This is a genomic window from Occultella kanbiaonis, from assembly GCF_009708215.1.
GTDB lineage: Bacteria > Actinomycetota > Actinomycetes > Actinomycetales > Beutenbergiaceae > Occultella > Occultella kanbiaonis.
Map to the genome: position 1 here is coordinate 1,180,296 of NZ_CP046175.1, position 17,657 is coordinate 1,197,952.

The 17,657-nt window shown below is 72.1% G+C and carries 18 protein-coding genes and 3 tRNA genes; 13 read left to right on the forward strand and 8 right to left on the reverse strand.

The genetic code is table 11. From position 1 onward, the window contains the following. The first annotated feature begins 30 nt into the window (after positions 1-30). The gene (locus tag GKS42_RS26745) at positions 31-1,833 is read left to right on the forward strand and encodes an RDD family protein (protein ID WP_154792873.1); all 1,803 of its coding nucleotides are present in this window, start codon (positions 31-33) and stop codon (positions 1,831-1,833) included. Positions 1,834-2,102: 269 nt separating this feature from the next. Here GKS42_RS26745 and GKS42_RS05130 read toward each other — a convergent pair whose 3' ends face one another. The 5 genes from GKS42_RS05130 to GKS42_RS05150 all read right to left on the reverse strand — a co-directional run bounded on the left by GKS42_RS05130 (position 2,103) and on the right by GKS42_RS05150 (position 5,953). Continuing rightward, on the reverse strand, positions 2,103-3,416 hold the full coding sequence (locus GKS42_RS05130; RefSeq protein ID WP_154792874.1) for a hypothetical protein: 1,314 nt from the start codon (positions 3,414-3,416) through the stop codon (positions 2,103-2,105). 106 nt (positions 3,417-3,522) lie between these two features. After that, entirely contained in the window at positions 3,523-4,878 is a 1,356-nt protein-coding gene (locus GKS42_RS05135) for a S8 family peptidase (RefSeq protein WP_154792875.1), read from the reverse strand. Next, on the reverse strand, positions 4,878-5,210 hold the full coding sequence (locus GKS42_RS05140) for a hypothetical protein (RefSeq protein ID WP_154792876.1): 333 nt from the start codon (positions 5,208-5,210) through the stop codon (positions 4,878-4,880). The genes GKS42_RS05135 and GKS42_RS05140 overlap by 1 nt, the downstream gene beginning before the upstream one ends. A gap of 116 nt (positions 5,211-5,326) precedes the next feature. Continuing rightward, positions 5,327-5,611 (reverse strand): WXG100 family type VII secretion target, encoded by a 285-nt coding sequence (locus GKS42_RS05145; protein ID WP_154792877.1) that lies wholly within the window; start codon positions 5,609-5,611, stop codon positions 5,327-5,329. 30 nt (positions 5,612-5,641) lie between these two features. After that, complete coding sequence (locus GKS42_RS05150; RefSeq protein WP_154792878.1) at positions 5,642-5,953, reverse strand: WXG100 family type VII secretion target; 312 nt, start codon at positions 5,951-5,953, stop codon at positions 5,642-5,644. Between the two features lie 224 nt (positions 5,954-6,177). On the opposite strand from GKS42_RS05150, the gene eccD reads away from it, so the two are divergent. The 4 genes from eccD to GKS42_RS05170 are packed head-to-tail and all read left to right on the forward strand — an operon-like array spanning position 6,178 to position 10,750. After that, positions 6,178-7,539 carry a type VII secretion integral membrane protein EccD gene (eccD, locus tag GKS42_RS05155; RefSeq protein ID WP_154792879.1) on the forward strand — a complete coding sequence of 454 codons (1,362 nt, stop codon included), beginning with the start codon at positions 6,178-6,180 and terminating at the stop codon, positions 7,537-7,539. Positions 7,540-7,543: 4 nt separating this feature from the next. Beyond that, on the forward strand, positions 7,544-8,923 hold the full coding sequence (eccB, locus tag GKS42_RS05160) for a type VII secretion protein EccB (protein ID WP_154792880.1): 1,380 nt from the start codon (positions 7,544-7,546) through the stop codon (positions 8,921-8,923). Next, on the forward strand, positions 8,920-10,170 hold the full coding sequence (locus tag GKS42_RS05165; RefSeq protein ID WP_154792881.1) for a S8 family serine peptidase: 1,251 nt from the start codon (positions 8,920-8,922) through the stop codon (positions 10,168-10,170). Before eccB ends, GKS42_RS05165 begins: the two co-directional genes overlap by 4 nt. A gap of 10 nt (positions 10,171-10,180) precedes the next feature. Beyond that, positions 10,181-10,750 carry a P-loop nucleotide/nucleoside kinase family protein gene (locus GKS42_RS05170; RefSeq protein WP_232847937.1) on the forward strand — a complete coding sequence of 190 codons (570 nt, stop codon included), beginning with the start codon at positions 10,181-10,183 and terminating at the stop codon, positions 10,748-10,750. Here GKS42_RS05170 and rarD read toward each other — a convergent pair. Continuing rightward, positions 10,703-11,665, reverse strand: coding sequence for an EamA family transporter RarD (rarD, locus tag GKS42_RS05175; RefSeq protein ID WP_154792882.1), 963 nt, complete (start codon positions 11,663-11,665; stop codon positions 10,703-10,705). The two genes, GKS42_RS05170 and rarD, sit on opposite strands and share 48 nt — an antisense overlap. A 125-nt stretch (positions 11,666-11,790) precedes the next feature. On the opposite strand from rarD, the gene GKS42_RS05180 reads away from it, so the two are divergent. Together GKS42_RS05180 and htpX are read left to right on the forward strand one after the other, a co-directional pair. After that, positions 11,791-13,170: an FAD-dependent oxidoreductase gene (locus GKS42_RS05180; protein ID WP_232847938.1), complete on the forward strand. Its 1,380-nt coding sequence runs from the start codon at positions 11,791-11,793 to the stop codon at positions 13,168-13,170. 74 nt (positions 13,171-13,244) lie between these two features. Continuing rightward, positions 13,245-14,144, forward strand: a complete 900-nt coding sequence (gene htpX, locus GKS42_RS05185; protein ID WP_154792883.1) for a zinc metalloprotease HtpX — start codon at positions 13,245-13,247, stop codon at positions 14,142-14,144. A 63-nt stretch (positions 14,145-14,207) separates the two neighbouring features. Here htpX and GKS42_RS05190 read toward each other — a convergent pair whose 3' ends face one another. After that, positions 14,208-14,711, reverse strand: coding sequence for a YajQ family cyclic di-GMP-binding protein (locus GKS42_RS05190; protein ID WP_197522472.1), 504 nt, complete (start codon positions 14,709-14,711; stop codon positions 14,208-14,210). Positions 14,712-14,822: 111 nt separating this feature from the next. Here GKS42_RS05190 and GKS42_RS05195 point away from each other — a divergent pair. The 6 genes from GKS42_RS05195 to GKS42_RS05220 all read left to right on the forward strand — a co-directional run bounded on the left by GKS42_RS05195 (position 14,823) and on the right by GKS42_RS05220 (position 16,401). Beyond that, a tRNA-Tyr gene (locus GKS42_RS05195) sits at positions 14,823-14,907 on the forward strand. 175 nt (positions 14,908-15,082) lie between these two features. Continuing rightward, positions 15,083-15,155: transfer RNA gene (locus GKS42_RS05200), tRNA-Thr, on the forward strand. A 50-nt stretch (positions 15,156-15,205) separates the two neighbouring features. Then, positions 15,206-15,279: transfer RNA gene (locus GKS42_RS05205), tRNA-Met, on the forward strand. Positions 15,280-15,335: 56 nt separating this feature from the next. After that, on the forward strand, positions 15,336-15,506 hold the full coding sequence (gene rpmG / locus GKS42_RS05210) for a 50S ribosomal protein L33 (protein ID WP_154792885.1): 171 nt from the start codon (positions 15,336-15,338) through the stop codon (positions 15,504-15,506). 23 nt (positions 15,507-15,529) lie between these two features. After that, positions 15,530-15,982, forward strand: coding sequence for an FAS1-like dehydratase domain-containing protein (locus GKS42_RS05215; protein ID WP_154792886.1), 453 nt, complete (start codon positions 15,530-15,532; stop codon positions 15,980-15,982). Further along, positions 15,979-16,401 (forward strand): MaoC family dehydratase, encoded by a 423-nt coding sequence (locus GKS42_RS05220; protein WP_154792887.1) that lies wholly within the window; start codon positions 15,979-15,981, stop codon positions 16,399-16,401. The genes GKS42_RS05215 and GKS42_RS05220 overlap by 4 nt, the downstream gene beginning before the upstream one ends. A gap of 49 nt (positions 16,402-16,450) precedes the next feature. On the opposite strand, the gene GKS42_RS05225 is transcribed toward GKS42_RS05220, so the two are convergent. Beyond that, a complete protein-coding gene (locus GKS42_RS05225) occupies positions 16,451-17,500 on the reverse strand; it encodes a LacI family DNA-binding transcriptional regulator (RefSeq protein ID WP_232847939.1) in 1,050 nt (349 codons plus the stop codon). Between the last annotated feature and the right edge of the window lie 157 nt (positions 17,501-17,657).

A 17,657-nucleotide genomic window follows, 5' to 3' on the forward strand; every position in this document is an offset into this window, starting at 1 on the left:
CGGGCAGGCAAGCGGATTGAGGGGACGTTGATGTCGGTCGAGGTAACCGAACGCCCGACCTGGGCTGTCCAGAACGGCGCCGGTGGGGCCGCGTCGGATCCGGCGCGCGAACGTTCGGGCCGGCGGGTGGCGTCCGGGGTACTCCGACGCCTCGCCGCGTACGCGGTGGACCTGGCTGCCGTCGCCGCGCTCATCGCGGCCGTCTACCTGCCGACCCGTAGCCTTGTGCTCGGCGGCATCGTCGGAGCCGAGGCGATCGGTGCCCTGGTGCTCTGGGAGGCGCGGACCGGGCGCACGCTGGGCAAGAGCCTGCTCGGGATCAGAGCCGCGCGATCCGACGGCCGGTACGCCCCCGGACTGGGTCGGGAACTGATCCGGGCCGCCCTGCTCGGTGCCGCACACCTGGTGGCGTTCGTGGGCCAGTTCGCGCTGATCGCGACCGCCGCCGCGGACCGGTCCGGTCGTGGCCAGGCGCTGCATGACCGGGTGGCCCGCACCGCCGTCCTCGACCTTCGTCCGGACGCGGTCGGCAAGTCGGCACCCGTGCCAGGACTCGCGCCGATGCCCTCGACGCGGGCTGTTCCCGGCGGAACGGCCGGCGGCCGTGACGGCGGCGCCCAGGGCCTGCCGCCGACGGGTGCGCCTGCATGGGCCGCGCATGGCTCACCGACGACCACCCCGGCCGGGTACGCCCCCGGCAGCGCCGCGACGTCCGCGCAGGGCATGCTGGGCGCGACGCCCGGACCGAACGCGGCACCACGCCAGCCCGCGGCAGCGCCCGGCCCAGCCCCGGTGGCACCGTGGGAACGGCCACGTGGACCGGTGCCCGCTCAGGCGGGAGTACCGGCCGAGCGCAGTCCCGCGGCGGGTGCGCCGTCGATGCCATCGTCGCAGCCACAGCCACAGCCGCAGCCGCAGCGGTCACCGGTCCAGGGCGGATCCGCGCCGGGAGCCCCGTGGGCGGCCGCTCCGCCGCAGTACGGGCAACAGGGCGGCCAGGCGCAGCAGAGTGCTCCGCAGGGCCGAGGCCCGCAGCAACCGACGCCTCAGGGACAGCCAGGTCTACACGGGCACCCGCCGCAGCCGGGGCCGGTGGCCCAGCACGGCCAGCTCCCACCGCAGCAGGGACAGCCAGATCAACAAGGGCACGCGCCCCAGCAAGGTGGGGCGGCGCCGCAGCTGCCACCCCAGCAGTACGGTCGGCCCGCCGCTCCAGGGCAACAGGCCCCGGTCACCGGTGCGCCCGCAGGAGCAGCGCCGGTCGCCGGGTACGCACCTGCGACCGGCCGGCCCGCCGGACCCGAGCCCGAGAGCCGTCGGGCCCGACGGGTCGCCGAGGCGGCGGCACCGGAGGCTCCCGGCCAGCAGGCCGCGGCGTCCGCGCAGCTCCCCGAGCACACGTTCTATCCCCGCGCCGTCGAGCCGGCCCGGGTGCCGGGTCTCACCGACGCGCCCGCACCCGGCGGCGGTTCCGAGCGGCGCGGCGCCGCGCCGTCGGCGGTGTACGTCCTCACCATGGACGACGGCGCGACGGTCACCGTGACCGGCTCCGGCCTGCTCGGGCGGCGTCCGCAGGCACCCGCGGGCGAGCGTTACGACCACCTCGTCGCGATCGACGACCCGGGCCGCTCGCTCTCGCGCACACACGCCCGGATCGGGATCGAGGACGGCGAGCTCTGGGTGGAGGACCGCGGCTCGGCGAACGGCACGCTGGTCGTGGCCGCTGACGGCACCCAGACGCGGGCGTTCCCAGGCAAGCGGGTGACCGTCCCGGAGGACGGATCGATCGAGCTCGGCGAGCGCGTCATCACGGTCGCCCGCTGGGAGAGCTGAGCCACCAGCGACGAGCCCGGTCGCGATCCGTCGGCTCCGGGCACCCGACCAGGGCCGTCGGCTCGACGATCGACGCGCCGTCCGCGCGCCACCGGCCCCGCCGCAGAGCGGGTGAGGCCTCCGCGGCCGCAGCGCCGGCCCGGGACGGCGGCGGGGGACCCGACGATCAGTGGAACGCCCCGACGACAGCAGAACGCCCCGACGGCCGGTGGCCGTCGGGGCGTTCGGTGTGGCCGGACTCGCTCAGACGCTCTGATCGCCTCGGCGCCTCACCACTTCGGGTCGAAGTCCTCCTCCGGAGGCAGCTCCGGGAGCTGGGCATCCCGGGAGCCGGCGCTCGCCGCAGCGCCGAGGTCGGGCGTGACTGCCTCGTCCTCGAGCTCCTCGGCGACGAGGCCGAGCCCCTGGCCGTTCTTGCGCTTCTTGTCCTTGCCTCCGCCGGCTCCGGCGCCACCCATCATGCCAGCGCCGGCTCCGCGGCCACCTGCGCCACCACCGGCGTTGGTTCCGGAGCGGCCACCCGGGGCGCCGCGGCCACTGCGACCACCGGCTCCGCCTGCGGCGCCACCCATCGGCACGCCGCCGATGCCGCCGGCTCCACCGGCTCCGCCCACGCCGCCGGCGAGACGCCCGGCCGCGCCGGCCGCACCGGCGCCGAGCGCACCGCCGACACCGAGGCCGCCACCGACACCTCCGCCGACGCCGCCGGGACCGCCGATCGCGCCGGGCCCGAGGCCGCCGCCGATACCTCCGCCGGGGCCGCCGATCGCGCCGGGCCCGAGGCCGCCGCCGAGGCCACCGTCCGCAGAGGTGTCATCGTCGCCCGGGTTCCAGGTGTCATCGGGGTTCCACACGTCGTCCCCGGGACCACCTGGGTAATTCGGGTCGGTGGGGTCGTACGTCGGGGGCGGGTCGTACGTCGGGGGCGGGTCGTACGTCGGCGGTGGGTCGAACGTCGGCGGGTCGGTGTCGACCGTCGGGGGGTTGGTCACCACGGGCGGGTTCTCAAGGACGGGCGGCTCGGGAACCCGGTCCCCGGGACCGGGCAGTTCGCCGGGGCCAGGCACGTTCGTGTTCGTGGTCGGGTTCGTCGTCGACGGCGGGGTGTGTGTGCCGGGCGGGGTCTCGGGGGTCGTCCGCCGATCACCGGGGTTGAACTCCTCCGGAGTGGTGTTGGTCAGGTAGGTGCTGCCCAGGGAGGTGTCCAGGTTCGTCATCGCCTGCGTGGCGGCGTCCTCGCGAGCCTGGTCCCAGCCCTCCAGCCAGTGGTTCGTCGCCGCCGCTGCGGTCACGGCGCCGACGCCACCGAGGACGATCATGCCGCCGGCGGCCGCCGCGGCCTCGATGGCCCGCTTCTGCCACCAGTTCAGTTCCTGCGGTGGGAGGTTGTTGTAGGCCTCGCGGGCCGTGTCGATCGCATCGAGCGCAAAGGAGGTGCTGGTCTTGGCGTTGGTGAGGTCCGCCGAGGTCTGGTTCAGGTTGGACGCCAGGGTGATCATCTGGGTCCACGCGGCCAAGCCGGTCTCGCTCTCGGCACCGCTGTCGGCGCCGATGTTCTGCACGCTCTGGGACGCCTCGGTCAATGAGGTTGAGTGTGTCCCAAGCGTTTCCAGGTCGGTCCTGGCGGTGGTGAGCTTATCCGCAGGAATCTGACTGATCTGTTCCAGATTGTCGGTGTTCGCACCCATGTCACATTCCTCCATGCTGGGTAGGTGGTGGCTGTCGTGGTGGTGACTGTGGTTGCCCGGCCTGCTGGCCGGGCGGTGGATAGGGCTGCCGGCCAGCAGGCTGGTACGGCTGCTGACCGGGCGGCCCCGAGATGGGCCGGTTCTTACGTCTCCCGCGCGCGGCGCCGATGACCAGGCCGACGATGAGGAGGAGCACCAGGACCCCGGCGACCCCGGCGATGACCGGGACCAGACTGGACGTCTCGTCGGTGTCGCTGCCCTCCGACGTAGCGGCCGGGTCGGGATCGGTGGGGTTCTCGCCGGCCGTGCCCGCGATCTGCGCGGCGCTGGGCACCGCGTCCGGGTCGTCGCGGATCAACGGATTCACGTCCTCGAACGTGGTCGGATCCGTCGCCATCAGGGCCGGTACCGAGATCAAGCCGTAGCCGGTGTTGTCGTTGCGGGCGGGTTCGTGCGCGCTCCCGCCAGTGGTGCGGATCAGCGACTGGATGAGCTGGTTGCCGGTCGCTTCCGGATACGCCGACTTGACCAGGGCCAGTGCCCCGGACGTGAACGCGGTCGCCTCGGAGGTCCCCGACGAGAGCCACTGGGCGTTCCAGGCGCCGCCCTCCCAGCCGGTACGGACGATCTCCGTACCGGGGGAGACCACGGTGAGCTGCGGGCTCACCACTGGGTTCTCGAGGATCTCGGAGTTGATGTCATGTGCCTCGACCGTCACGATCCCGTTCGCGGTCGCGGGCCAGCCGAGCTCGCTCGGCGGGTCGTTCGGCATGGCGTTCACGATCACGACCCCTGCGCGAAGCGCCTCCGCGAACGCCTCACCGTTATCCACGTTGAATGCGCCGCTGAACGACATGCTGATGATGTCGGCGCCGGCCGCCACGGCGGCCCGGATCGACTCGTCGACCCGTCCGCTGCAGCCCCGGTCGTTCACGACGGTCACGTAGCTGAGGATGGTGGCGTCCGGAGCGACTCCCTGAGAGCTCGGGAACCCGCCCACCTCTGCTCCGTTGCCGACCAGCAGCTCCGCCATCGCGGTGCCGTGCTCGGCCTCCTCCCCGGAACTCGTGCCCGGGAACGCCGTGCCATCGTCGGGGCACACGTAGTCGGGCTGGGTCTGGATGTCCGCGCCGGCCAGGGTGGGGACCTCCAGGTTCACCGGGCTGTCGAGCAGCGCGATCGTCACGCCCGCGCCGGTCGCGGTCTGATGCGCCTGCGAGACACCCGTCTCGCTGTAGTACCAGAGGCCACCGAGGCTCGTGTCCCAGTCCGCCGACGCCGACGGCGCGGCGAGCCCGACGAGGAGCGCGGCCGTCGCGGCCGCGGCCAACGCCGGGCGGGTTCTGCTCAGGTTCATCAGGCCGCGTCGAGCGCCGTCTTGATGGCCTGCAGCCGCGCCGTGACGTTCTCGTCGAGGTCCTTCATGTCCTTGGCGTAGGCCGCGAGCTCCTCGTGCATGGTCACCATGGTCGCCACGTACGTGTCCAGGCTGGTCTCCATGGTGGTCAGCGTCTGGCGCAGCTGGCCGGAGTACGTGGTCGGTGACTGGACCGCTGACCAGGTCTGCGCGTCCTGCCGGTCGCGGATCTCGACGACGTCCGGCCGAAGCTTGCTCACCTCGTCCACGAGCGTCTCCAACTGCCCGAGTCGGTGTGTGAGGACCTCAGGGGTGATCTCGGTCTGTCCCATGACGGTGATCGTCTCTCTGTGTCGTGATCGGTGGTTCTGTCGGGGTGTCGCCAAGAAGGGCGGCGCACGCCGAAGCCTGTCGGGGCTTCGGCGCGACCGTCAAGCGTGGCGTCGGCTCACTGGAAGCGAGCGGCGTTCTGGTTCTCGGTGGACTGGTAGTCCTGCCCGCCCTGACCCACGGCGGTACCGATCTCGGTCAGCAGAGCCTTCATGTCCGTGATCGCGGTGGACCACTGCGACTTCGCGGTCTGGTAGGACTCGGCGGCCGCACCGGTCCAGTCCGCGCGCAGCGGCTGGAGCTGGGAGTCCATGTCTGCGAGCTGCTGCTCGATCTTGTTCGCGCCGCCGACGATGTCGGCGCCAGCGGTGGCGATGCCCTCGAAATTGGCCTTGAACGTCATATCTGTTCCTCAGTTCCTAGTGAGAGAGCGTCAGCCGAGACGGCCCTGGAGGCGGGACATGGCCGAGCTCGCCTGCTCGTCGGAGGCGGTGTAGCTGCTCTGCGACGACTGCAGGTTCTGCTCGAACGTGTCGAGGCTGCTGATGATCTTGCGAGCGTCCGTGCGCCAGCGCTCCATGAGCGAAGCGAACGCGGTGGCGGCCTGACCCTGCCACTGGGCGCCGATGCCGGAGAGGCGACCCTCGAGCGAGGAGAGCTCACCGTTCAGCGTGACCTTCGATTCGGCGACGATCCTCGCGCCGCGCGCCAGTGCACCGTCTGCTGCGGAGACTTCCTGTCCCACAGTCACCTCCAAGTTCATGGGCCCCTCGGCCCGTGTGTGAACCGCCGGTTGGCAGTCCATCACCGATTACCCCCGGTGAATGACTTCACCCTACGAAACGTGACGGTGTGCGTCGATGGGGAGAGGTCCCCGCAGGGCTGCCGCCCGAACCGTCGGTGGTGCGGTGGGAGCCGCCTCGGTCGTGGCTATGCTGAACCGGGCCACCAGTAGGTAGAGGGATATCGATGACCGAACTTTCCAGCGGCGAGCGCGCGCTCGGCCAACTCCTGCGCGTCTCGGTCGTAGCCGGCGATCGGCGGCTCGACCTCGCGGCGCCCGGGGGTGTCCCGGTCGCCGAACTCGTGCCCGGTCTCGCCCGGAACCTCAACCTCCTCGACGCCGCGACCGTGTTCGGTGGCTATCGCCTGGTGCGGCAGCAGGGCGGCCCCCTGGAGGACGCTCGGAGCCTGCAGGCCCAGGGGGTCCAGGACGGTGACGTGCTCACCCTGACCTCCGGCGCGGACATCGACGAGCACCGCGTCTACGACGACCTCGTCGAGGCGGTCGCGGACGTCGTCGAGAGCGACGACAAGCCGTGGACGCCGAAGGACGCGGCGACGACGGCGGTGCTCGCCGCCGTCGCGCTGCTCGTCACCGGCGCGATCCTGCTCTTCGGCGCCGGGCCCGGCTCGGGCAGCAGCGCCGTCTTCGTCCCGGTGACGGCGGCTCTGGCCGCGGTGCTGCTGCTGGTCAGCGCGCTCGTGGTGGAACGCGTCGGCGGCCCGCCGGCGGCACCTGTAGCGCTGGTCCAGGTCGCGGCGGTCTACGGTGCGCTCGCGGGCTTCAGCGCCCTCGGTGCGACCGACCCCTGGGGCGCGGGCGCCGCCGGCGCCGGCGGCGGCGCGTTCGTCGCCGGCCTGCTCGGCCTGATCGCCCTGCGCGAGAGGCGTGAGTACGCGATCATCCCGGTGACCGTCGGGGCCGTGATCGGGGTTGCCGGCGCGGCCATGTGGTTCGTCGACACGCCCCCTCCCGCCGCGTTCGCCGTCGCCGTAGCGGTGGCGGGCGTCGCCGGGATCGGCGTGCCCTGGGTGGCGCTGGCGACCACGCCTCTGCAGATCGTGAGCGCCCGGGACGATTCCGAGATCCTGGCCGACCCCGGCGAGATCGACCGGGCCCAGGTCTCCCGCGAGTACGTCCGCGGCCACCGGTACCAGGTCGGCCTGCGGATCGCCGTCGGTGTGGTGATGCTGATCGCCGCGCCGGTCGTGGTGGGCTCCGGGCTGCTCGGGACCCTGCTGATGGTCGTGGCGTTCGGCGGCATGATCCTGAGCGTGCGTGAGACGTACTCCCGCTCGGACATCGTCGCGGTCATGACGATCGCGATCGTCGGGGTGGTCGTCACGGGGGTGTCGGCCGCCGTGCTGCACCCCGAATGGCGGACGGGGCTGACCGTGGCGGTCGGTGTCGTCGCCGCAGCCGTGGTCGGCCTGACGCTGATCTCGCCGAAGCCGCGGTTGTGGCTCGGCCGACTCGCCGACGGGGCCGAGCTCGGCTGCCTGGCCGCGCTGCTGCCGCTGGCGGCGCTCGCCTCCGGATTGGCGTGATCGCGTGGCCACCAAGAAGGAACTGATCGCTGCCCAGAACTTCAGCCGACGGCGGCTGCTCACCGCGTTCGTGAGCGGCGCCCCGGGTGGGCGCGAGCTCGAGCCGGCGAAGCCGCTCGTCGGTGTCGTCGCCGGCGCCGTGCTCAGTGTGCTGGTGGTGGTCGGGTCCCTGATCGCAGGCTTCTTCACCGGCAGTCTCCCGGACGGGTGGGAGGACAGCTCGCTCGTCGTGGTGGACACCGGGGCCAGGTACGTCGCCCGCGGCGGCACCCTGTACCCGGTCGCCAACATCACCAGCGCGCAACTGCTCGCCACCGGTGAGGACGGGGAACTGCTCGTGGTGCAGGCCAGCGAGGACGACCTCGCCGGTCTGCCGCGCAGCTCGGTGATGGTCGGGATCGAGGGTGCGCCCGATGCGCTGCCCACGCCCGACTCGCTCATCAACGTCGGCTGGTGGGCGTGCGCGCTCGACGTCGAACGCACCTGGGTGGATCTGGACTCCGCGCACGCCGGGGTCGAGGACCCCCGCGGCGCCCTGGTCGTCGTCGACGGCGCCTACTACTACATCAGCGGCGGCTACCGGTATCTGGTCGCCGAGCAGGACCTCACCGCGCTCAGCCTGTTCCTCGGGTTCTCCGCCACCGGCGCCTACGAGGTCTCCGCCCGGTGGCTCAACCTGTTCACGGAGGGCACCCCGATCGAGCGGCTCAGTGTGCCTGGTGCCGGTGACCCGCTGCCCGGCCCGGCCGCCGAGATCGGCGGTGAGCTCGAGGTGGGCAGCGTGGTGCGGTTGCGCAGCGCCAGCGGCGACACCGGCGCGGTGCACGTGTTCACCGCGGACGGCGCCCTGGTCGAGCTGAGCGCCGTGGCCCTCGAGCTGTACTACATGGGCACCGGGCTCACCCCGGACGACGTCGTCACCCTGGACAACTCCGAGGTGCAGCAGGTGCCGATCGAGGACTCGGCCGGACTGGTGCCGGTGGACTGGCCCACGCAGCCGCTGCCGGCGGTGGAGGGCGAGCTGCAGCCGTGCGCCCAGCTCGTGGCCGAGGACGACCCAGCCGCCGCAGGCGCGCCGAGCAGTGTCGCGCTCGTGGCCGCGCCGCCGCCGGAGGACGGTGATGGCGAGGTGAGCGTCGCGCCCGGCGCCGGCGCGCTGGTCCAGCTGGACGGTGGCGGCACCCAGGGTGGCTACGCCCTGATCGACGAGCGTGGCCGGATGTACCCGATCCCGGTGACCAGCACGGACGTGATCCTCCTGCTCGGCTACGGCGAGGTGGAGATCCCGCGCGTCTCCCAGTTCTGGGCGGCGCTGTTCCCCGCCGGGCCCACGCTCACCGTGGAGGCCGCCAGTGAGGGCATGAGCGCCGCCGGGCCGTCGTGAGCGCCTCCCTGTTCCGGCGCGGGCTCACTGCCGCGGCCGCCCTGACACTCGGCGCAACCCTGCTGATAGCGGCGCCGGTGGCACCCGTGTACGCCACCAGCACCAGCGAGAACTGCTCGACGGACTCGCCGGCGCTCGTGGCCGCGTCGCCACCCGCGTTCGACGCCCTCGGGGTGCGGGAGGCCTGGGAGCTGGCCACGGGCGCCGGGGTGGTCGTGGCCGTGGTCGACTCGGGCGTCAACGTGGCCAACGTCCACCTCCGTGAGGGCGTGCTGCCCGGGGTGAACCTGGTCCGGAGCACGGACCCCGCGACCACCGACGCCGAGGGGCACGGCACCGTGGCCGCCAGCATCATCGCCGCCCGGGGGGTCGAGGGATCGGGCCTGGTGGGTGTGGCCCCCGAGGCAGAGATCCTGCCGGTCCGGGTCTACTACGCCTCCAGCGACGAGGCCCAGGAACAAGGGGTGTCGCTCACCGCGGACCGGATCGCCGCGGGGATCCGATGGGCGGCCGAGAACGGTGCCGACGTCATCAACGTCTCGCTGAGCACCACGGAGAACATCCCCGCGATGGAGGAAGCCGTTGCGGTCGCGACGGCGAACGGTGCCCTGGTCGTGGCCAGCGCGGGCAATCGGGACACCAGCACGGTGTCCGAGGACGTGCCCCGGTACCCGGCGGCCTACCCGGGCGTGCTCGGCGTCAGCGCGGTCGACGTGAACGGAGCCTGGGTGGCGGGTGCCTCGTTCGCCGGGGAGTGGGTGGACGTGGTCGCCACCGGCCAGCAGGTCCCGTCGGCCTTCCACTGGGCCGGTGACTGTGTGCAGGCACCGGGCGACGCGCTGCCGTCCTCGAGCTGGGCCACGGCCTACACCGCTGGCACGGCCGCTCTCGTGGCGCAGGCCCACCCCGACGAGACCCCTGCGCAGTGGGCGCACCGGCTCATGGTGACCGCGTCCCGACCGCAGCCCGCCGCCCGCGACGACCAGATCGGCTGGGGCCTGGTGCAGCCTGTCGCCGCCATCGAGTTCATCGACGACGGTTCGGCGCCCGGCCCACCCTCCCCGATCCACCCGGCGCCCGAACCGGCGCCCGCGCCCACCTCCGGCATCGACCTCAGCCCCATCGACGACCCGATGGCACCCACCCGCCAGATCGCGCTGTGGTGGCTGATCGGCGGCGTCGCGTTCGGTGCCCTTGTGGTGCTCATCGCTCGCCTCGGGACGGCCCGCCGCCCCGGCCGCCGCTGAGGCCGTGCAGGTGGGCCGGGTCCTCCTCATGTGTGGCCCGGCCGGGTCCGGCAAGTCGACCCTGGCCCGAGCCCTCGAGGAGCGGGGCCTGGTGCGGCTGTCGTTCGACCAGACCGCCTGGGACCGTGGCCTCCGCGCCATGCCGTTGCCGGAGCGGGCGCACCGGGAGATCGAGTCGCAGTTGCGGGATCGGCTTGTCACCCTGGTGGGCCGTGGCGACGCCGTGGTCCTGGACTTCTCGTTCTGGTCACGTCGGATGCGCGCGGACTACCGGGCGCTGCTCCGCCCGCTCGGGGTGGAGCCGGTGACGATCCACGTGGCCACGGACCGGGCCACCGCGCTCCAGCGGGTCCGAGACCGCCTCGCCGGGCACGGTGACGACTTCCGACTGTCCGAGGGCCTGGCGGCCGCCTACTTCGACCAGTTCGAGGCCCCGACGCCCGACGAAGGGCCGCTCGTGATCACGGCGGGCGACGACCCTCCGGAGCGGCAGCTCGCGGCGATCGAGGAGGTCATCGGCCAGGTGCCGAGGTCAGTCGCTCGCGCCTCGGCGCGGGGAGTTGCGCCGGGCGAGCCGTAGCCCGTCCGTGGTGAGGATCACCAACGCGACCCAGACGAGCGCGAACCCGGCCCAGCGGCTCGGGGCCATCTCCTCGCCGAACAGCAGCACCCCGCTCAGGAACTGCATCGTCGGGGTGATGTACTGCAGGAGGCCGAGTGTCGCCAGCGGCAACCGGCGGGCCGCGGCGGCGAACAGCAGCAGCGGGGCCGTCGTCGCGACGCCCGAGGCGACCAACAGCGCGGCGTGCCCGGCCGGCCCGACCCGACCTCCGCCGTCGGCCCCGAAGGTGCTCGCCCCGGTCGCGGTCAGGTACACCAGATAGCCGAGCGCGGGTGCGGTGAGGGCGAGGGTCTCCACGCCGAGGCCCGGCAGTGCGGGAACCTTCGCCCCGACGGTCTTCTTCACGAGGCCGTAGCCGGCGAAGGTCAGCGCCAGGACGGTCGCGATCCACGGGAACGAGCCAAGCCCGACGGCGATCACGACCACCCCGGCACCGGCGACGCCGACCGCCGCCCACTGGGCCGGGCGCGGTCGCTCGCGCAGCACCAGCACGGCCAGCAGCACGGTGATGATCGGGTTCACGTAGTAGCCAAGGGCGGCGTCCACCACCCGGTCGGTGAGGACGCCGAAGAGGAAGGTGATCCAGTTCACGGCGAGCAGGACCGCGGCGAGGGTCAGCCGGCCGGCTGTGCGACGGTCCCTGAGCAGGGTTGTGAAGGTGCGCCACTGGCCGAGGACCGCCAGCAGGAGCAGGCAGAGCAGCATCGACCAGACCACCCGGTGGGCCGTGATCTCCAGCGCACCAGCGGACGCGAGGAGGCTGAAGTAGATCGGCAGCACGCCCCAGAGGAAGTATCCGCAGGCACCCGCGATCAGTCCGCGACGGTGCTCGGACGTCGCGACGCCGTCCGGCGTGGGCTGGGCGGTCGACACACGGCGAACCTATCCCAGTCCGTGGCTCACCCCGGGCACGGGTGAGGCGACCCTTACACTGGAGGGGTCTGTGCTGCCCGCGAGAGCGTGGCAGCCCCCAATCCGTTGAAAGAGGCGTCTCACCCGTGCCCAGCAACACCAGGCTGCGTGTCGCCATCGTGGGAGCCGGCCCCGCCGGGATCTACGCGGCCGACATCCTCTCCAAGACCGACCTCGACGTCGACATCGACCTGTTCGAGCGGTTGCCCGCCCCGTTCGGTCTGGTGCGCTACGGCGTCGCCCCGGACCACCCCCGGATCAAGGCCATCATCGTGGCCCTGTACAAGGTGCTTCAGCGCGGGGACATCCGCCTGATCGGCAACGTGGACTTCGGCGCCGACGTCGACCTCGCGGAACTGCGCGAGTACTACGACGCGATCATCTTCTCCACCGGGGCGATCAAGGATGCCGACCTGCGGATCCCGGGTGTCGAACTGGACGGCAGCTACGGCGCCGCGGACTTCGTGTCCTGGTACGACGGGCACCCGGACGTGCCCCGGACGTGGCCGCTGGAGGCCCAGAAGGTCGCCGTGCTCGGCGTCGGGAACGTGGCGCTCGACGTCGCCCGGATCCTGGCCAAGCACGTCGAGGACCTGATGCCCACCGAGGTGCCGGACAACGTCGTCGAGGGTCTGCGCACCAGCCCCGTCACCGACGTGCACGTGTTCGGGCGCCGTGGGCCGGCACAGGTGAAGTTCACACCGCTGGAGCTGCGCGAGCTCGGCCACGTGCCGGACGTGGACATCGTGGTCTACCCCGAGGACTTCGACTTCGACGCCGGCTCGGAGGAGGCGATCCGGTCCTCGAACCAGACCAAGCAGGTCGTCAAGACCCTCACGGACTGGACCCTGCGCGAGGAGTCGGAGCTGACCGCGTCCCGCCGGATCCACCTGCACTTCCTGCACCGGCCGGCGGAGATCCTCGGTGCCGACGGGAAGGTCACCGGTATCCGTACCGAGCGCACCGAACTCACCGGTGACGGTTCCGTTCGCGGCACCGGGGAGTTCGTGGAGTTCGATGTGCAGGCCGTCTACCGCGCGGTCGGGTACTTCGGCTCACCGCTGGCCGGGCTGCCGTTCGACGAAGCCGCCGGGGTGATCCCCAATGACGGTGGCCGGGTCCTCGACAACCACGGCCGGCACATCCCCGGTACCTACGCGACCGGTTGGATCAAGCGCGGCCCGGTCGGGCTGATCGGGCACACGAAGTCCGACGCCAACGAGACCATCCGGCACCTCGTCGACGACGTGGCCGGCGGCGCCGTGCCGAGTGCCCCGAAGCGTGACCCGCGGGCCATCCTGGACCGGCTCGAAGCGGACGGCGTGCCCTTCACCACCTGGCAGGGCTGGGAACTGCTTGACGCCTACGAGCGTTCTCTGGGTGAGGAGCAGGGCCGGGAACGGATCAAGGTCGTGCCGCGCGAGCACATGACCGAGATCTCCCGCCAGGCCCACGCCCCCGCCTGACGCTGCCCGGGACCGGCGGCGCCGATGGGCCGAGCCCGGGTCCCGTGCCGAGGTAAGGGAGAGCGCCGCAGGTGATGGGTCACCGGTACTTGAACGGCGTCAAGACCGTCGCACTCTTCAGCCTGCTCTGGGTCGTGATCCTCGGCGTCGGCGCGATCGTCGCCGCCGGGACCCGGCGACCGGGCGCGATCTGGCTCTTCGCGGGCCTCGGGCTGGTGATGACGTTCGTCAGCTACTGGAACTCGGACAAGATCGCCATCCGCGCCATGGCCGCGCGACCCGTCTCGGAGGCGGAGGCACCGGCGATGTACGCGATCGTGCGCGAGCTGTCCTCGAAGGCCCGGCAGCCGATGCCGCGGCTGTACATCTCGCCGACCGAGGCCCCGAACGCGTTCGCCACCGGGCGGAACCCGCGTAACGCGGCGGTCTGCTGCACCGTCGGGATCCTGAAGATCCTCAACGAGCGGGAGCTGCGGGGCGTGCTCGCCCACGAGCTCTCGCACGTCTACAACCGGGACATCCTGACGTCCTCCATCGCTGCCGCGATGGCCGGGTTGATCACCTCCGCCGCGCAGTTCCTGCTGTTCTTCGGAGGAGGGCGCAGCCGCGACGCCGGACCGCTGGCCCTGGTCGGGTCCCTCGCGATGGCGCTGCTCGCGCCGTTCGCCGGATCGCTGATCAAGCTGGCCATCTCCCGCACGCGGGAGTACGACGCCGACTCCGACGGCGCCAAACTCACCGGCGACCCGCTCGCCCTCGCCAGCGCCCTGCGCAAGCTGGAGCGGGGTACCGCCGCGGCGCCGCTGCGGGCCGAGGGCGAGGTGGCCGACGTGTCCCACCTGATGATCGCCAACCCGTTCCGGGCCGGCTCCGTCAAGAAGATGTTCAACACCCATCCGCCGATGGCCGAACGGATCTCCCGCCTGGAAGGCATGGCGGGCAGCACCGGGCTCAGCGACCCCAGCACCTGGTGACGGCGGCCGGACCGGGCGAGGCACCCTGGCCCAGGTGAGGGCGCAGGACCGGGTCGAGCCCGCCTACCGGTAGTTCACGAACTGCAGCGCGGCGTCGATGTCCTCGGCGCCCTTGAGGAGCGCGATCACGGTCTGCAGGTCGTCGCGGTTCTTCGAGGAGACGCGGACCTCGTCGCCGGTGATCTGGGTCTTGACGCCCTTGGGGGCCTCGTCCCGGATCAGCTTCGTGATCTTCTTCGCGTTCTCACCGGACAGGCCCTCCTTGAGGGTGCCGGCGAGGCGGTACTCCTTGCCGGACAGCTGCGGCTCCTTCTCGGCGGTGTCGAACGCCTTCAGGGAGACGCCACGGCGGATGAGCTTGCTCTGGAACACGTCCAGCACGGCGAGCACCCGCTCCTCGGAGTTGGCGACCATCACGATGGCCTCCTCGCCGCTCCAGCTGATGGAGGCACCGACGTTCTTGAAGTCGTACCGCTGCGAGAGTTCCTTGGCGGCCTGGTTCAACGCGTTGTCCACCTCCTGGCGGTCGACCTTGCTGACGACGTCGAACGAGGAATCGCTGGCCACAGGGGGCTCCTTCTGGAGTGTGCTTGACCACACCGCGGCCGCGGGCGGGCTCGCGATGGTCACGGGACGGTCCCGGACTTGGTATTGTTCCATCCGGTCCTTCGACCATACGGCGGGTTGCCCGAGCGGCCAAAGGGAGCTGACTGTAAATCAGCCGCGTTACGCTTCGCAGGTTCGAATCCTGCACCCGCCACCAGCGCCTGGGGCGCCTCCCATCGGAGGTGCCCCTTCGCCGTTCTCGGCGTCGGAGCGTCCGGCCGTGTGATGTTCGCCATGTTGGGGCCGATCCGGCCCGCTTGCGGCTCGTGTGAGCAGGACCTCGCGCTAGGATTTCGTCTGCAGGCGCACGAGCATGTAACCTCGTTCCCGCTGCCCCGATAGCTCAGTCGGTAGAGCGTCTCCATGGTAAGGAGAAGGTCTAGGGTTCGATTCCCTATCGGGGCTCTGCTCCACAGGTTGCCCGCCGCCCCGGCGGCGGGACGCCCGTGGGTCGAGGCGGGGTAGCTCAGTCGGTCAGAGCGCACGACTCATAATCGTGAGGTCGCGGGTTCGAGCCCCGCCCCCGCTACCGCATTCGAGAAGCAAACATCCGCACCAGCGCGGGTGCCAACGTGAGGAAGACCAGTGGCCAGCAAGTCTGCGGATGTCCGCCCCAAGATCACCCTTGCCTGTGAAGTCTGCAAGGAGCGCAACTACATCACCAAGAAGAACCGTCGGAACAACCCCGACCGGCTCGAGCTGGGCAAGTTCTGCCCCCGCTGCAACGCCAAGACGACGCACCGCGAAACGCGCTGATCACGGCGACTAGCATGACGGGCATGACTGAAGTCAATGCCGACCTCGTAGGGCGGGTGTTCTCCGGAACCCCGCCCTGCGTCGTGTCCGCCGTCAAGATCGCCGAGTTCGCCGAGGCTGTGGGTGCGCACTCTCCGCTGCACCACGACACCGCCGCCGCCCGGGCCGCGGGCCACACCGACGTGATCGCCCCGGTCACCTTCGCCGTCGTGATCGCCCAGCGCGCCGAGGCCGAGTACATCAACTCGCCGGAGGCCGGCATCGACTTCTCCCGCGTGGTGCACGCCAACGAGGCGTTCACCGCGCACCGCCCGATCGTGGCGGGGGACCGGCTGCACGCGGCCGTCCACGTGGACGCGGTCACCGAGCGGGCCGGCATCGCGATGGTCAGTACCCGGTGCGAGATCACCGACGACGCCGGCGACCCGGTCTCGTCCGTGACCTCCACCCTCGCGGTGCGGGGGGCGGACGCGTGAGCGCACTCGCCGCAGACGTCGGCGTCGGCGCCGAGCTGTTCTCCGCCACCCGCAGCGTCGACCGGGCCGCCCTGGTGCGCTACGCCGGGGCCAGCGGCGACTTCAACCCGATCCACTGGAACGAGCGGTTCGCGCTCGAGGTGGGCCTGCCCGGCGTGATCGCGCACGGGATGCTCACCATGGGCGTCGCCGGATCCGCGCTGACGGACTGGCTCGACGACCCGACCGATGTGCTCTCCTACGGCGTGCGGTTCACCCGCCCGGTGCCGGTGCCCGACCCGGGCGCTGTCGAGCTGCTGATCGTGGCCACCGTCGGCGCCGTCGATGCCGGTGCGGGTACCGCCCGCGTGGACCTGCGGGTCACCGTCGAGGACAAGACCGTGCTCGGCAAGGCGCAGGCGCAGGTGCGGCTGCACTGAGCGCCGCTGCACGGCCCGACGGCGGCCGCTCGCCTCGGTCGCGGACGGCTCAGGCCGGGGCCGGTCCGGTCGTGGTACCCGGCCGCAACGCGACCGCCAGGACGGCGGAGCGCGCGCGCCCGCCGGCGGCGAGCGCGATCGCGGCCGCGGCGGCCAGGCGGCCCTTCTCCTGGATGGGCTGCGTCACCGTGGTGAGCACGTCCTCGCCGAGCCAGGGCAGGTCCACGCCGTCGAACCCTGCGATCGAGACGTCCTGCGGCACCCGCAGCCCACGCTCGCGGGCAGCGAGCAACAGACCGGCGGCGAGCAGGTCGCTGAACCCGACCAACGCCGTCGGGCGGGGCGTGGCATCGAGCAGGGCGTGTCCGGCGCGGATGCCCTCCTCCACCCAGGACCCGCGGGCCACCTGCGCCGCCACGGGCAGCACGCCGCCCTCGAGCAGCCCAGCCCACCGGGCCGCGGTGTACGGAGCGGTGGAGCGGCCCGGCCGGGCCGGGTCCAGTGGGCCGGGCTCGACGCGCGGCCCCCATGGCAGGGTGACCACCCCGACGGCGGTGTGGCCGAGCCCGCGCAGGTGCTCGGCGACGGCCCGCATGCCCGCGGCGTCCGTGACCCGGATCGACACCGAGCCGCGCACGGCCATGTCCACGTGCACGGCCGGGACCGCGCGATCGCGCAGGACCTGCACCGAGGGGGCGCCCGCGGCGGCGCCGTTGAGCAGGATCGCCGCGTCCATCGCCGCGTGCCGGAGCAGGTCCGGGGCCTGGCCGGACGCGTCGTCGGTGGGCACGAGCAGCATGCCCAGATCCGACTCTCCGAGCGTGGTGGCGACGCCGTCGAGGGTCTGGATGGCCACCGGATCACGGAAGTTCTGACGCAGATCCTTGCGGACCACGACGCCGATCACGCCGCTGCGGCCCCGCCGAAGCGACCGGGCCACCGGGTTCGGCCCGGAGTAGCCCAGGTCCGCGGCGGCCGCGAGCACCTTGGCCTTGGTGGCTGCCGAGATCGGACCGGCGCCGGAGAACGCGAGCGACGCCGTCGAGATCGAGACACCCGCGGCGCGGGCCACGTCGGTCAGTGTGGCGCGAGTGGTCACGGACGCCCTTCCTCCTCGACGACATCGGCTGTACTGCTCCGCCGGCGGACGCGGCCGGGTCCCGTAGGGCCGGACGGCACACGATAGCCTAGGCCGGTCGAAACGTTGCGACATCCGTACTTCCGAGAGTGACCATGACCCCCTCCTCCGAGCCAGG

Excerpts from the sequence above, each read along its gene's own strand:
- GKS42_RS26745 (WP_154792873.1), top strand. The coding sequence starts at position 31 with ATGTCGGTCGAGGTAACCGAACGCCCGACCTGGGCTGTCCAGAACGGC.
- GKS42_RS05135 (WP_154792875.1), bottom strand. The coding sequence starts at position 4,878 with ATGAACCTGAGCAGAACCCGCCCGGCGTTGGCCGCGGCCGCGACGGCC.
- GKS42_RS05140 (WP_154792876.1), bottom strand. The coding sequence starts at position 5,210 with ATGGGACAGACCGAGATCACCCCTGAGGTCCTCACACACCGACTCGGG.
- GKS42_RS05145 (WP_154792877.1), bottom strand. The coding sequence starts at position 5,611 with ATGACGTTCAAGGCCAATTTCGAGGGCATCGCCACCGCTGGCGCCGAC.
- eccD (WP_154792879.1), top strand. The coding sequence starts at position 6,178 with ATGACCGAACTTTCCAGCGGCGAGCGCGCGCTCGGCCAACTCCTGCGC.
- htpX (WP_154792883.1), top strand. The coding sequence starts at position 13,245 with ATGGGTCACCGGTACTTGAACGGCGTCAAGACCGTCGCACTCTTCAGC.
- GKS42_RS05215 (WP_154792886.1), top strand. The coding sequence starts at position 15,530 with ATGACTGAAGTCAATGCCGACCTCGTAGGGCGGGTGTTCTCCGGAACC.